Annotated in this window: 8 protein-coding genes, 1 tRNA gene and 1 pseudogene; 9 read left to right on the top strand and 1 reads right to left on the bottom strand. The window is 36.2% G+C overall.

Annotated features, from left to right (window positions below):
• Window positions 1-3 precede the first annotated feature (3 nt).
• Complete coding sequence (locus NPX98_RS06305; RefSeq protein ID WP_269023297.1) at window positions 4-1,044, top strand: CobW family GTP-binding protein; 1,041 nt, start codon at window positions 4-6, stop codon at window positions 1,042-1,044.
• A gap of 10 nt (window positions 1,045-1,054) precedes the next feature.
• Window positions 1,055-2,026, top strand: coding sequence for a WD40 repeat domain-containing protein (locus tag NPX98_RS06300; RefSeq protein WP_269023320.1), 972 nt, complete (start codon window positions 1,055-1,057; stop codon window positions 2,024-2,026).
• Window positions 2,027-2,659: 633 nt separating this feature from the next.
• Here the strand turns inward: NPX98_RS06300 and NPX98_RS06295 are convergent.
• On the bottom strand, window positions 2,660-5,764 hold the full coding sequence (locus NPX98_RS06295; protein WP_269023296.1) for an autotransporter outer membrane beta-barrel domain-containing protein: 3,105 nt from the start codon (window positions 5,762-5,764) through the stop codon (window positions 2,660-2,662).
• A gap of 1,201 nt (window positions 5,765-6,965) precedes the next feature.
• On the opposite strand from NPX98_RS06295, the gene NPX98_RS06290 reads away from it, so the two are divergent.
• The 7 genes and pseudogenes from NPX98_RS06290 to NPX98_RS06260 all read left to right on the top strand — a co-directional run.
• Window positions 6,966-7,904 (top strand): siderophore ABC transporter substrate-binding protein, encoded by a 939-nt coding sequence (locus NPX98_RS06290; protein WP_269023295.1) that lies wholly within the window; start codon window positions 6,966-6,968, stop codon window positions 7,902-7,904.
• An 83-nt stretch (window positions 7,905-7,987) separates the two neighbouring features.
• Window positions 7,988-8,944, top strand: coding sequence for an ABC transporter permease (locus NPX98_RS06285; RefSeq protein WP_269023294.1), 957 nt, complete (start codon window positions 7,988-7,990; stop codon window positions 8,942-8,944).
• A complete protein-coding gene (locus NPX98_RS06280) occupies window positions 8,937-9,887 on the top strand; it encodes an iron chelate uptake ABC transporter family permease subunit (RefSeq protein ID WP_269023293.1) in 951 nt (316 codons plus the stop codon). The genes NPX98_RS06285 and NPX98_RS06280 overlap by 8 nt, the downstream gene beginning before the upstream one ends.
• A complete protein-coding gene (locus NPX98_RS06275) occupies window positions 9,884-10,642 on the top strand; it encodes an iron ABC transporter ATP-binding protein (RefSeq protein ID WP_269023292.1) in 759 nt (252 codons plus the stop codon). The genes NPX98_RS06280 and NPX98_RS06275 overlap by 4 nt, the downstream gene beginning before the upstream one ends.
• 68 nt (window positions 10,643-10,710) lie before the next feature.
• A tRNA-Gln gene (locus tag NPX98_RS06270) sits at window positions 10,711-10,784 on the top strand.
• Window positions 10,785-11,568: 784 nt separating this feature from the next.
• Window positions 11,569-12,687, top strand: a complete 1,119-nt coding sequence (locus NPX98_RS06265; RefSeq protein WP_269023291.1) for a metallophosphoesterase family protein — start codon at window positions 11,569-11,571, stop codon at window positions 12,685-12,687.
• Window positions 12,688-13,494: 807 nt separating this feature from the next.
• A pseudogene (locus NPX98_RS06260) lies at window positions 13,495-15,081 on the top strand (hypothetical protein); the annotation flags it as partial.

The raw sequence follows: 15,081 nt of genomic DNA, 5'->3' as shown, positions 1-15,081 counted from the left end.
ACCATGGAAAAGATGCAGAATACGTCCAAAAAAATTCCTGTTACAGTTCTAACAGGCTATCTTGGATCAGGGAAAACCACTCTTCTGAACCGTATTTTAAGCGAAAACCATGGAAAACGTTATGCAGTCATTGTGAATGAATTCGGCGAGATTGGCATTGATAATGATCTTATCATTGAATCGGATGAAGAAATTTATGAAATGAACAATGGCTGTATTTGCTGTACCGTACGCGGTGACCTTATTCGCGTTTTGGAAAGCTTGATGCAGCGTTCTCACCGGTTTGATGCTATCATTATAGAAACAACAGGGCTTGCTGATCCTGTTCCAGTTGCGCAAACTTTCTTTATGGACGATTCTGTCCGTGAAAAAACCACACTGGACAGCATCATTGCAGTGGTTGATGCAAAGCATTTTCCACTTCAACTGAAAGAGAGCCGTGAAGCAGAAGATCAAATTGCCTTCTCTGATATTGTTTTGTTAAATAAAATTGATCTTATTAGTCCAGAAGAACAGACGCATGTCAAATCACTCATTCGCACCATTAATCCTGGAGCTATGCTGTATGAAACAAAGCGTGCAAACATCTCTCTTGATAAATTGCTTGATCGCGCTTCTTTTGACCTACAACGCGTTTTAGAAAACGATCCTCATTTTCTAGACCATCAGCAGCCAGACCATATATGTGGTTCCGATTGTGATCATGACCACGAACACAGCTACGGACACCATCATGCATCTACCATTCATGACGTGACAATAACCTCAATAAGCCTAAAAACAGGTGCCCTTAAACCAGAAAAGTTTTTTTCATGGATTCAACAAGTGACTCAGCAACAAGGACCTCATATTTTGCGTTTAAAGGGTATTATCGCATTTCAAGGAGACGATGATCGTTATGTCCTTCAAGGCATACATATGATTCTTGAAGGACAGCACCAACGTCCATGGCACAAAGATGAAAAGCGTGAAAGCCGACTTGTCTTTATTGGCCGTACACTTGATGCTGAACAGCTTAAAACTGACTTTGAAAACTGTGCATAAGCGTATCACCATGCCAAGCATTACCTCTTATAACCTCCAAAGTTATTGCCTTTCCTGTGGTTTTATCGACAATAAGCCAGCATTTGTTTCAGCAGAAGGTTTGATTGCTTTTCTAACTCCTAAACCACAAATTATTGAAGTGCATAAAGGAACAATTTCAAGCCATTTTGCCTATGATCATACAGCAATTATCACAGGTGGAGAAGATGGAAAAGTATGTCAAACAACATCAGATGGACATATAGAAATATTGGGCATACAAGAACGTAAATGGATCAGTAGTGTTTCTTTTGGTCCCAGAAATGTTTTTGCTTTTGCCTCCTCACGTCTAACATCAGTGAATATTGGAAACGGCCTGCAAACGATAGTTCATGAGCGCAGTGTGGAAGGGCTTGCCTTTGCCCCAAAGGGTTTGCGCCTTGCTGTTGCCCATTATAACGGTGTCACTCTTCATTGGTTATCAGCACAGACAACTCCAACTACATTGGTATGGAAAGGGGCTCATTTTGATGTTATTTTCTCACCAGACAATCGCTATGTCATTTCCACTATGCAAGAGAATGCCTTACATGGTTGGCGCCTTGCAGATCATCAACATTTACGAATGAGTGGCTATCCCAGCAAAGTTAAAAGCTGGTCTTGGAGCACAAAAGGAAAATGGTTAGCGACATCAGGTGCATCAGCAGCAATTGTTTGGCCATTTTATACAAAAGATGGCCCCATGGGTAAAACTCCGTTAGAACTTGGGACACGAGAAAATGCTCTTGTCAGCACCGTTGCTTGCCATCCAAAAGAAGAAATCGTAGCAATTGGTTTTAATGATGGAATAATCCTATGTGCGCGCTTTAATGATGGCAAAGAAGTACTGCTTAAAACTGGCGACGGAAACGCCATTTCAGCGCTCAGTTGGGATCACACAGGACACAATCTAGCTTTTGGTAGCGAAAACGGTCAATGTGGTATTATAAACATCACTGATTAAAAAATTCGCGTTCACAATAACCATCGCAATTAAAAATGATAGCGCAGCCCATCAAAAAAACGCGTTCAGAAAATCCAGCTTTGGTGAGATTATCACAAAACGCAACATTGGAAGACAATCGTGCATTAAAACCTAACCTCTAGCATCTAGGGGAAAACCGAACCCACCCAACTAGAATACATCTTTAAAATGCACAAACTGTTTACCTTAAAAACTACGTGTAAGATGGAGCTTACCATAGAAGAAAATAATCCGTGCCTTTTAACAGTAAATGAATTACAAAATCGCATAATTCTTCGATCATAATTGCAAAAATCTCAATATCAAGACCAGTATAAAATCACCAACCGAATCAAAGAGAAAATGTTGATCAATAAACCAAACCGGCTAATCAAAACAACATCATATCATAACAGTTTTACCGTGGACCAATGCAATGTTCAACAGCTTACTCTTTAAGTTTATAAAAAGTCATAAACACAAAATATAATTAATCTATTTGCTTATAATTCAATTTAATATAGTTCGACTAATACTTTCCCTACTCTCTGCAAAACTGTGCGTAAAATAAAGTCACAAATTTATATTTGTGACTTTTATAAAGGTTTCAACAAAACAAAAGTGAAATAAGAGTTAAAAGCGATAACGCAGTCCACCAGAAAAACTAGTTCCAGAAAATCCGGCTTTTGTAAGCTTGTGCTGATAAGTCATATCACCATGAAACACAATCTTTTTAGATAATTGAGCATTAAAACCTAACCCAGCTTCTAGGAAAGAGCCCAACGCACCTAATTCGAATGCATCTTTCAAATGCACAAACTGCTTACCTGCAAAACTGTGCGTAAAATAAAGTTTACTGTAGAAAGAAACAACTCTTTCTTTTTCCGCTTCTGCAAGAGACCGTGTCAAACTCCCACCAACACGCGTAATCCATTGATCAGGAGAGCCAATCTCAACATCAAAACCATCAACATCGTTGGTCTTATCAAAGAGAAGACGTTGATAAACAAGCTGCATCTGTGGATCTAAAACAAAACCTTCAAATCCCATCATAAAAGCCCGACCAACAGTCAATGAAGCACTTATTGGGTTGCTCTTTAAACTTGCCGTTTTTCCCCGTGAAAGAGTCGATATATCTCCCTTAAACAGACCATAAGATAAAAGCCCATCCCCATAAAAACCATTGCCATGCTTTACACTAGCATAAGTTGTTATTGACCATTTATCAAAAGTACTTTTTTGACTATTTTCAACATTTTGAGGTTGGAGAGATAATTTGCCATAAGTTCCCATAACACCAAAGGATGTGCTCCCAAATCTACGCTCCTTTGTATACAATAAAACACCGGATTCTATAGCATTATAACCAAGATCAGCTCCATAACCATATTCAAATGCAGACAGATTTGAAGCATAATCGTAACTACCACTGTAACCCCGCACCAAAAAAGCTGGGTTTTCATCGCTTTTCAAAAGCCAATCAGAAAAAGTGCGCATAGCCTCCAATCGCTTATTTTGATTACTTATATCTATCAAACCAGAATGGAATAAAGCATTTGGCGAAAGAAGATAAGTTGGAACTTGTGGTACAACAGTTCTTACATCTCGATTAGAGATAAGACCAGAATCCGTTGATCCGGTATATTTACTTTCAAGGCGGAAATCCCAAAAGTCTCCATTGCTCTCGATCAATTTATTAGAAGCATCAGCTTCACCCAAAGGAGAATTGGGGCCATAGGCATAAAGCTTATATTGATAAGGCAAACCACTCAACGTAATATAATCACTATCCAACTTAAAAGAATCTGACTGCGCTTTTCCAAAAACCTGAATAATTGAAATCCCTTGATGACTTCTGTCTTTGCGCGTTTTCCCAATTGCATTTTCCTGGACAGATGATATGTGAATCGCTGTTTTCCCAGAGATATCCCCATAGATTAAGAGGCGATCAGTCTGCGAATCGACAGATGAATCACGACCACTTATATATGTGTTGAGATAAATCTGTGCATTGTTCTGCGCACTATAAACAACGTCATTACCATTTTCGCCATCACCAACAACATCCATATCCTCTCTAGAATATCCCAACCGATTTCCAATATTGAGTGTTTGATAATGCCCGGATGTAGGCCTTGCAAATACAATACGACTATCACTCAGAATTACCTCTGAAATAGAAGATGTATACAAATCCACAGGATCGGAAACTGCGTCCTGCGAATTTGTTAGCTTTCTTGCCATTAAAGTCCATTTGGAATCATTAAACAAATAAAAATGAGCCGCTCCTCTTTCATCAATGCGCGTACCCCCTTTTAGTGAAGAAGCATCAGACAAAACTAAAACCATAGAATTATTATCAGCCTTCAACAATAAATCACCGGAGATATCTGAACCTTCCGACAAGCTAATAGAACCATAATCACTAGCACTGTAAATAGCTATATTATCTGGAGCCGCAACAGTTGTTTGCTTCAACTGAAGTAACCCAAGTAAAAAATCATTCTCACCTGCTCGTTTTTGACGTCTGACATTTCGACGTTCAGTCTTTTCTTGTTCCGAAACACCAAAATACAGACCGTAAGATGTATGACCCTTCACCGCAACAGATGAGCTTTCAATTTTAACATCTGCTGCAAATACGTTCTCATTATCATTGCCATCAAACTGTTGTTGATCAAAAGGATCATTTGATGAATTTCTGATCCTCAAACCATGGACATCTGTAGCTTTAACATTAACATTCTTCAGATTAAGATCACTATTTGGGCGTATATCTAAAACTGCGATATCTCCTTTTCCTACCCCATCTTCTCGCTTTGATGTAATAGTCACATCATTCAAAGTGATACTTCCTTGCTTATTTACATAAAGCGCACGAGCATCTACCGCATCAATGACTCCACCTGTCATCTTAATTTTTGCATTAGAAAAACTAGACAGACCTATGCCCCCACCACCTATCTTAACTTTTGTATCGGTTAAAATAGCAGACGCTTTTTCTATTCTTTGTCTCGATCTCCCTCCATTCTGTCTCGCTATTTCTCCCTTCTGCCCCATTGCGATAACACCCATCTTAGATTCAATCGAGCCACCGCTCATCTCGAGTGTCCCACCCCTAACATTAATACCCTCTTTCACACCCTTAATAGTTGAATCACTTAAAATAACTTTTCCGCTATTTGAAACAGATACACCTGAAATGGATACAGTATCTTCAGAGTTTAAATCAGAAACGCCAATAATATCCACATTCATTACATGAACAACTGTACCTGGCTTTCCCACTGTTATGGCCACTTTCCCTTCCTCAGCTCCTTTCGCAGAAATACCAGAGGTAGAACTGGAACCAGTGACAGCTTTATGCTCTTCTAACCGATAAGTTTTCCCTGTAATTGTGTGTGTCTTACCAGTACTACATTGATAAACTGATGTATTTGCATCACACTCAGACATATTAGCATTAAGTTTTTTCTCCTTGACCATAGCTGCTACATTGCCAGCAACTGCCACATTGTCTCTAGTTCCCGGAGTGACATTGATTTCTGACCTACTACCAGCTTTTACTTTGATCTCTGTTTGCGCATTGGCTCCACCCTGCACAACTCCAGTTCTCACACTGCTGCCAGTTACAGTATTATCAACAGCTTGGGCATAAGCCTCTATATTTTGTAAAAAAGAAAAAATAGTGGTTGTAATAGCACATAAATACACATGTTTTTTCACAATTCTGATCATAATTCCGTCGTAAGCTTTCTCCCACCCCCGATCGAAAATAATTAATCCGTAGAAATACTAAACAAATATTCCAAAAGAATAAACACATAAATGAATCAATATCTTAATTTAAATTCAATTATATACTTATTGAGTAATACATTATGTGCTATATGTAAAGATTGAATTAGAAAAATAGCTCCGTAATGAAACAAAATCATCAATATAGATTTGCGCCTTTATTTGTAACCATTAAAAAGTTTCATAAAAGCAATAGCGTAATCCACCCAAAAAACTGACTTATATAAATTTGTTTTGATAAATTAGATCTCTGTGAAACGTAACATTGACATCAATCTTCCCACCTATTCATTGTAGTTTTGCATCAGATAAACTAAGAAAAGCTAAGTCTGCAATGAAGCAAGCAACTACAATAAAGCTGCCAGTAAAACCTATATATGATCCTCTGATTTGGTATTATTAAGCTTTTTCTTCCTTTTCAAAATACCTACCTCAGCATCAATCGAACTAGCACTCGTCTCAAATTCTTCATCATAGCTTTAACGTCAATCCAACGATCTATCTTCATAGCCTCAATGGTCATGTCATTCAAAACAACATTTCCTTTCGCTGAGCCAGATCCTCCTAAGTTTCAAATTTTAACTTTAACCGAAATTTACTCTTATACCCCTTGCCTATACCCATTGCCCGAACAACTATATTTTGACCTTACACTATTCTGCTCAATGATGCTTAAAAGAAACTTTGGATCTCTATTGTAATGTTGCACAACAGAATGATTTAACCGATATATTTCTTCTAGTTACCTTGCATTTGATTATCACAACATTGATTTAAGATAGCACATTTTCACCAAAGAATTTAGATACCTTAAGCATCAGCGCATTAACTTATCATTTTGTAAAAAACATCACGTCAATACACATACTTCCTTTTAAATATTCTAACCATAGTCTTTTCGTAAACTTTCTTAGAAAGAAAGCTTGCAAAGATATGGATAAATATAAAGACAAGAAAAGTTCGAATTAAATTTTACATACCATTTTGAATTTAAAAATGCCGTTCAAAATAATTCAGCAATTTTTAGACAATCTTGTAACATAGTGTATTTAATGACATTATGTGTAAAAAAAACTATTAAAGTTGATATTTTTACTCTATAAAATTTCTGTAGTATTTTTGAGATAAAAGGATAAAATTGATGACCACAAAATATATCAGATGGGTAGCATCTATTTTGGCTGCTGCGGTAATTTTTGCAACTTCCCCATGGGTAAATGCAAATACACATGCAACCGTAACTATTGAGCATGCTTCAGGAACAACGACTGTTTCTAAAAACCCTAAAAAAATTGTTGTGTTTGACGTTACTGCACTTGACAATATGGATCACCTTGGCATTACAACCACGATCGGTGTTCCTGAAGGAAAAAAACCAGCATATTTAGAACATTTTAATGATGATAAATATGAAAAAATTGGTACTCTTTTTGAACCCAATTATGAGAAAATCGCTGAATTCCGTCCCGACCTCATTCTCATTTCTTCACGTGTACGGTCTAAATATGCAGATTTATCAAAAATCGCTCCTACTATTGATATGACAATAGAATACAAAAATACTCTTCAAAATATTGAGCGCAACATCACCATTCTTGGAAAACTTTTTGACAAAGAAAAAGAAGCTGAACAAGAGATCGCAAAACTCCATGAAAATTTAGAAATGGTTCGTAAAGTGACCAAAGGGAAAGGCACAGCGCTTGTCCTTATGACCTCTGGGGGAAAAATAAGTGCTTTGGGTCCTCAATCGCGTTTTGATATCTTCCATTCTGGCTATGGAATTGCTCCTGCAACCGATAAATTGACTGTGCAAAGACATGGACAGATTGTTTCTCCTGAATTTATTCTCGAAACGAATCCTGATTGGTTATTGGTCGTTGATCGGGATGCAGCGGTTGAAAGAGAAGGACAATCTGCAGCTCAGCTACTCGACAATGAGCTCATTATGCGCACAACAGCTGGAAAGAAAAATCAAATTATATACCTAGAATCTTGGAGCTGGTATCGAGCTCTTGGTGGACTAACAGGGTTGTACACAACAGCTAAAGAACTCGCTGAAATCTTCGCAAAAAGCGAATAATTTTCTTGCGATAAATAAAAATTAATAGTGGAGGTTGTTTTATGAATAATCTCTACTGTTCTTTCCTTTAAAACGAGTTTAATGTGAAAAATTACTGGATAGCCGTAACGGTCATTACTCTACTTTCTATTCTTAGCATCTTCGTTGGTTACTCTGATGTCACACCTTCTAAACTGTTATCTGGTGATCCGAGTGCATGGCTTCTCTTCTGGAAAACGCGCATTCCCCGCACAGTAGCAGTGCTTTTGGTAGGCATGGGACTTGCACTTTCAGGCATGATTATGCAGCTGTTAACGCGTAATCGCTTTGTAGCACCTTCAACCGCAGGAACTGTTGAATCTGCAGCGTTTGGTATTCTTTTTGTCATGATTTTTGTTCCTGATATACCTGTTCTTGGGAAAATGGCCATTGCCACAATTTTTGCCATGACTGGTACATTAATTTTTATGTTTTTATTGCATCACATTTCTTTTAAATCTGCACTCATTGTGCCACTCACTGGAATTATGCTGGGCTATGTTATTGGTTCTTTAACCAATGCTCTTGCAGATCATGAAATGTTACTCCCTTCCCTGCAAGCTTATTTATTTGGCAGTTTTTCAATGATTCTAGAAGGCAAATACGAACTTCTATGGCTATCTCTTCCCTTGTGTATCTTGGCTTATTTTTCCGCTAATCATTTTACAGTGGCTAGTCTTGGAGAAGATTTAACTAGAAATCTTGGACTCAATCATCGTACTGTCGTGTTCTTTGGTCTCTTTATTATTGCATCAATTACTGCTTTGGTTGTCTGTACAGTCGGGCGTATCCCTTTTGTTGGACTAATTATTCCAAACATCGTTTCAAATTTCATAGGCGATAATATGCGCCATACTGCTCCTTGGGTCGCAATCAGTGGAGCAGGAATGGTATTGATCTGTGATCTTTTAGGACGTACGATAAATCATTCTTTTGAAATTCCCATCAGCACCACGATGGGAGTTATAGGTAGTTTTATTTTCATTATACTTCTTTTACGCTGGAGAAAGCGTCTTGGATAATCAAAAAGCAACCCCGCTTTTACTGACAACACTTGCGCTCAGTGTATGTGTCGTGGTGTGTCTTTATATGACATGGAATGTGAATGTTTATACATGGCCATTTCGTTTGACAAAACTGATCTCTCTGGTTCTTATTGCATATACAATCGCTGTTTCTACTGTTCTATTTCAAACCATCATTAATAATCGGCTCCTTACCCCCTCTATTATGGGCTTTGATCAGCTTTATATTTTAATCAAAACGATGGCTCTTTACTTTATTGGCTCTTTTTCTTTGCCATTTTTGAATGCAGAGGGACAATTTATTCTTGAAGTTTTCATTTTAATTATTTTTGCAATAAGTCTTTTTAGCTGGTTGTTTTCAGGAAGCCTTAAGGGGATTCATCTTACTCTGCTGATTGGTGTCATTTTTGGTGGATTTTTTTTCAGCTTACGCATGTTTATGCAATTGCAACTCAATCCAGATCAAGTGATGTATTTAACAGACATCATGTTTGCAAATTTTAATAAATTTAATACATCATTAATAAATTTTACTACAATTGTTGTCATAATCATTAGTCTGATTGGTTGGCGCTATCGACATCTTTTTGACGCCATTGCTCTCGGACGAGAAGCTGCGATCAATATTGGCGTTGACTATCAAAAAAATGCAACAGTTATTCTTATTTTTGTTTCTATTTTAGTATCCATTTCCACAGTACTTGTCGGGCCAGTTACTTTTTTTGGGCTGTTAGTTGCCAATCTTTCTTATGCAATTTCGCCTCAATCAAAACACAGTGTTGTTGTGCCAATTGCAATATTATTAGCAATCATTTGTTTGGTTGGTGGACAATTTATTTTAGAACAAATTTTTCATATGGCAGGACGCTTGAGTTTCATTATTGAATTTTGTGGCGGAATTGTCTTCTTAACTCTATTGATGAAGGAAAAAGTAAAATGATTGAAATCAATAATCTTTCCAAAGCTTATGGTTCTAGATTGATTATTGATGATTTATGTCTTCGTCTTCCAAAAGGAGGAATTATTTCTCTCATTGGTCCAAATGGTTCTGGAAAATCAACCCTTTTAATGATGATCAGACGTCTTCTGCCAAAGGATCAAGGCACTATTAACATTGACGATATTGATATTCACCAAACGTCATACGATGTTTTAGCTAAAAAACTCTCACTTCTGCGTCAAGATAATCCTTTATCTGTTCGTCTAACTGTACATGATTTAGTTAGTTTCGGACGTTATCCTTATTCTAAAGGCAGATATACAAATGAAGATAAGAAATTTATTGATAACGCTATCCAATATCTCGGTTTAGAAGATTTAAAAATGCGCTTTTTAGATGAAATTTCTGGAGGACAGCGCCAAAGAGCTTTCATCGCAATGGTCATCTGTCAAGATACAGATTATTTGCTATTGGACGAACCATTGAACAATCTTGATATGAAACACTCTGTATCCATGATGAAACAATTACGTCGCACAGCCAATGAGCTAAACAAAACTATTCTTATTGTCATGCATGATATCAATTTTGCATCATCTTACTCAGATATAATCATTGCACTTAAAGATGGGAAAGCAGCTTATTGCGGAAGTCCTAAAGAAATTATGCAACCAGAGATTCTCAAAGACATTTACGATACAGATATTCAAATTACAACAATAAACAATATCCCAATCGCACTTTATTATCAATAAATTCTAAAGATTCTTTTTTGCGCTTGCACGCACTTCAAAATCTGCTAGAAACAATAAAATCCTCGTTCTGGGGAATAGTTTAATGGTAGAACAGCGGACTCTGACTCCGTCAATCTTGGTTCGAATCCAAGTTCCCCAGCCAAATTTTGTTTTGCGCCCTACATACAAAATACAGCGAACAAAAAGAACAAAATATACGAAAAGCCAAAACAGAAAACCTAAGCGTTATTATCATTTCATTATATTATTTCATGCACTTTTTATCATGAAAAACTAATTTTCATTCTTAACTCTTTGAGTGTCTACATTAATAAATTGAATACTTTTATCAATTTTAGACTGTTCGCACATAATAACCTCGAAGCGCTCCGTAAGGGAAAGTGTTTTTGTCTCTCACTAATGTTTCTATTGATAGAAGCACCCCTCGTTTATCAAGCTTTTACTATCCATTAACACCAACAAATTTTCTGTCTCTTCTTGATAATTTTTCATTGCATTAGCACGTTTGAAACAAGTCATATAACAAAACTAAAAACTTATAAAGGGATAAAAAGCTTGGTATCAAAGGATCACAATGAATGGAACCTTAGCCATAACCAACAATAGATATTAATATCGTAATAACTTTTTAACTTAATGATAACAAATTTCATCGTCACTATTTTCACAAATTTTGCATAATGTGACCATCAATGATTTGACAGAATAATAGCGTTAGTTTTACCAGATCATGACCTTTGAACCATATTGCAAATTCAGCACTCTATCGCATTTTGAGCCATTTTTGAATTTTAATACACAAAATAATATCATTTGGTAGAATTTTTTATCTATTATCAATCAAAAAACCATGAATAAAATTGATTTCAAAAAACTTTTTGCCGCACCATTATAAATACGTAATGTTTTTAGGAGCTTATGCCTTTATGAAATATAAATATGCTGCAATCACTTTGATTCCTTTTATCGTCTCTGGCTGTCTAAGACTTTTTCCTGAAAATGGTGATGAATTGAGATATCTTGTATCAGTAACCGCTGATGTGAAAAGAAAACCTTCCGTCAAGAACTACACCGCTATCATCATGGCTGATCCGCAACCATGGCGTTTGAACTCGGGCGATTCTAATGCGGAATCTAATCGGATTCCATGGATAGCGATCAATAAACAGGTTGCTCATACGATAAAGTCACATAAAGCTGTGTTTTATATCGTCAATGGCGACTTGACTGAGTCTGGTCAGCAGAAAAACTATAACGATTATACAAATCTATATAAAAGCCTTGGTGCGCCTGTATATGAAGGGCTAGGAAATCATGATTACGCCAATAATGTTGGTAACTGTGCAATTCCTGAAACATCTAATCTTTATAAAGATGCGTGTGCTATAAGTGCAATTAAAAGAATGTTATCGGAAATCAAAAAATACAGTAATGATTTATCTCATTTTAATGCAGACGTCATAGAGAGTTCAACCACTACCTCGGGTGGAACCATGCATTTTATAAAAGGGAGTTTAAGTTATTCATGGGATTATGAAGATATTCATTATGTACAACTTCATAATCATCCAAGCTATAAAGTTCACTTGAAGGAACAATACACTCAAGTGTCCATAACTAAATCTCTAAATTGGTTAAAAAAAGATTTAGAAAATGCTGATGCCAGAGGAAAGGTAACAATTATAAACTTCCATGATGCTCGCCCAGCTTCTATTGATGGTGAATCACACTTTATTCATACAAAAAACGCTAGAGATCTATCTGTCTTTAAATCAATCATTATGTCTCATCAAGTAAAAGCAATATTCGTAGGGCACACGCATTATCAAGCTTATTGCCGTGCAAAAAATGACAAAGTTTTTGGAAATATACCTGTATACACAGCTGGTGCATTATTCAATGGGGACTACTATCTCATAGATGTAAAAGGAAAAGATATTCATGTTAAAGCTTATAATGGAGAAATAGGAAGGCCACTTTTGATAAAAGATCTTGGCATCATAGGAGAAGATACGCAATTTTCCACTAGTTGTAGTAATTTCTAAGTGAAAACTATCAAAGCGAGATAATGCCGCTTTTGAATGTCTATTTAAACACATACAACAAAAGTGTATCATGAATTCGTTTGGAAGCAACCAACAGAACGAATGCTGTTATCTCAATATCTTTGAAAATTATTTAAAATGTAAGAAAATAGTTATTGCCATTATCAAAAATCTACAAAATTAAATGATGAAAATGCATAAGGTCCACTCTTCCATCGTTATCAGAAATTTGCAGCAGATGTTGCAATTTTTGTATTTACAACACAAGCACAAATTATCTATCAGTGTTTAATGTTTGCTATCATTTGAGATACCAATGACTTTGAAAATGATAGAGGCAATCCTTATCAATGCATCATGTATATTACTGTTTCTGCACATGAGCAAATTTGTTGCACAATATTATTTATGTTGAGCCATTTCCTTTCATAGAAAACTAACATGATAAAAAAACCAAAATTGCGAAGTGTACTTCATCGTGATTCTATAGAGTAGTTTAATTGAAGGTATTTTGAGTATTGATGCAGTCGTACAAAAAATTGTGCTAAACAATATTGTTAAGCCTCTATACAAGTTTTTAAAAATAGCACATCCGAAACAAATTTTTAGATAAAAAGCGCTACAAGCAATTAAAAACGTTATAACATATAATCATGCAATATAAACACATATAAAAAATATAATAAGAACAATACGTATCGATTTTAACTTTACATAAATAACATAATGATTTAAACATCCTCTGATGATTTAAATACCTCCCTAGTAGTCGTTATCAATAAAGGGAGTAATATTAGAGGCGTGTCTATGTTAAAAAAAGATTTATTATTATGTACAGTTGCTAGCACTTTGTTCTTTTCTTGTTGCAATTTAACCTATGCGTTAGGAGCTATATTAAGAGTTCCAGAAAGTGTAAATTCGCAAGATGATACTGAATATTCAAATCTGCTAAAAAAGGCTCAATCCACTTTTGAAGAAAGTGGTGTTTCTGGACAAGGTGGTGTTTCTCATGTAGTTGTTAGGAAGTTTTTCCCTGTGTCTTATGAGGAATTTTCTAAAAACAAAGAAGGGTATAAAACGATTATTGATGAATATAATGCAGTGAAAAATACAACAAAGGCAAAATATCCTCAAGCAGATTTGCAAGATTATGTGTATTATTGGAGACTAAAGAATGGTAATTCGAAATTAAATAATTTAACTTTTGAGAACTATTTTCCATATGCACAACGAGAATACGGCACAGGTTTTAAAAAAAATTTGGAAGCATATTTTGAAGGAACAGGTAATTTTCATTTAAATTTGGATCCAGAAGACAGAGATGTAAAGAGGCTCTCTAGGGAATCTAAACTAAAAGACGGAGAACAGGCTTTAAAGGCAAATCAGAAACGTCTGCAACAAGAACAGCAAGCTGTAGCAGCTCAAAGAAACTCTCAGGAAGAAAAAGCAAGAAATTTGGAAGAACTAAAGAAATATCTAACAAAACAGGGGGAAAATCTGGAAGCGCGAAGTAGAAATCTGGAAGCGCGGATGCGAGTTTTTATGGAACAAAAAGTTTTAGACGCTCAGAAGAAAGCTCAAGAACAAGAGGAGAGTGAACTAGCAGAGCTTAAACTAACTCTAGTTGGAAACAGGCAAAATCTGGAAAAACGGCAAAGGAATCTGGAAGAACAGAGAATTCTGCAAGAAGAGATGCAAAATCTGGAAAAACAGCTCCGAGATCTAGAAGGACGGCAGATTTCTGATACTACGGAAACAGCAGCTCGCGTACCTTCAGTTCCTGTAAATAATCCAAATAATGCTCGTTCAGAACGTGTAGATGAAGATCTTGCAAGTGTGAATAATGTTCGCGCAGGTGATACAGCTGCACTTCCTTCTCAAGATAGAAGTAGAGGTAGAGTTCTACTTAAACCTACTGAAACGCGTGTAGAGTCTACCATTTCTGCTTCTAACTCTGGTGCAAATCTGGTTCTTGCTCGCTCAGGAATTGAAGCTGGATCTCCTGCTACTTCAGATCAAAATCATTCTACTACTAATAATGGTAATACTGCAGTTCAAGCCCATATGTCGAGTGATGTTAATCTCACGACATCGGAAAGCGCAGTAACTACTGAAAAGACATTCGCTACAACTGAAGACAGCATTATTACCTCAGGAAATATTGCATTTGTTGTAAGAAATAATGGAGATCTTGACGCTAAAAATGTGCATGCGAAAGCAACAGAAATTGGTTTGCTAAGCAGAGTTGATGCAATTAGTCTCAATGGTTCAACAGTAACTGTTAAAGGTGCTCGTGAATCTTATGGTATCATTTTCATACCAAATGCTAAAAACGAACGCAATGCTAATGTTGTTACACTTTCTGATATAAAAATTAGCGTTGGAAATGGCATT

Source organism: Bartonella sp. A05 (genome assembly GCF_026930145.1).
Taxonomy (GTDB): Bacteria; Pseudomonadota; Alphaproteobacteria; order Rhizobiales; family Rhizobiaceae; genus Bartonella.
The sequence above is the reverse complement of the archived record's forward strand: the minus strand, read 5'-3'. Positions and strand labels throughout refer to the sequence as shown.

Bases quoted from the DNA above. Each gene is read 5' to 3' on its own strand.
- NPX98_RS06305 (WP_269023297.1), top strand. From the start codon at position 4: ATGGAAAAGATGCAGAATACGTCCAAAAAAATTCCTGTTACAGTTCTA.
- NPX98_RS06300 (WP_269023320.1), top strand. From the start codon at position 1,055: ATGCCAAGCATTACCTCTTATAACCTCCAAAGTTATTGCCTTTCCTGT.
- NPX98_RS06295 (WP_269023296.1), bottom strand. From the start codon at position 5,764: ATGATCAGAATTGTGAAAAAACATGTGTATTTATGTGCTATTACAACC.
- NPX98_RS06290 (WP_269023295.1), top strand. From the start codon at position 6,966: ATGACCACAAAATATATCAGATGGGTAGCATCTATTTTGGCTGCTGCG.
- NPX98_RS06275 (WP_269023292.1), top strand. From the start codon at position 9,884: ATGATTGAAATCAATAATCTTTCCAAAGCTTATGGTTCTAGATTGATT.
- NPX98_RS06265 (WP_269023291.1), top strand. From the start codon at position 11,569: ATGAAATATAAATATGCTGCAATCACTTTGATTCCTTTTATCGTCTCT.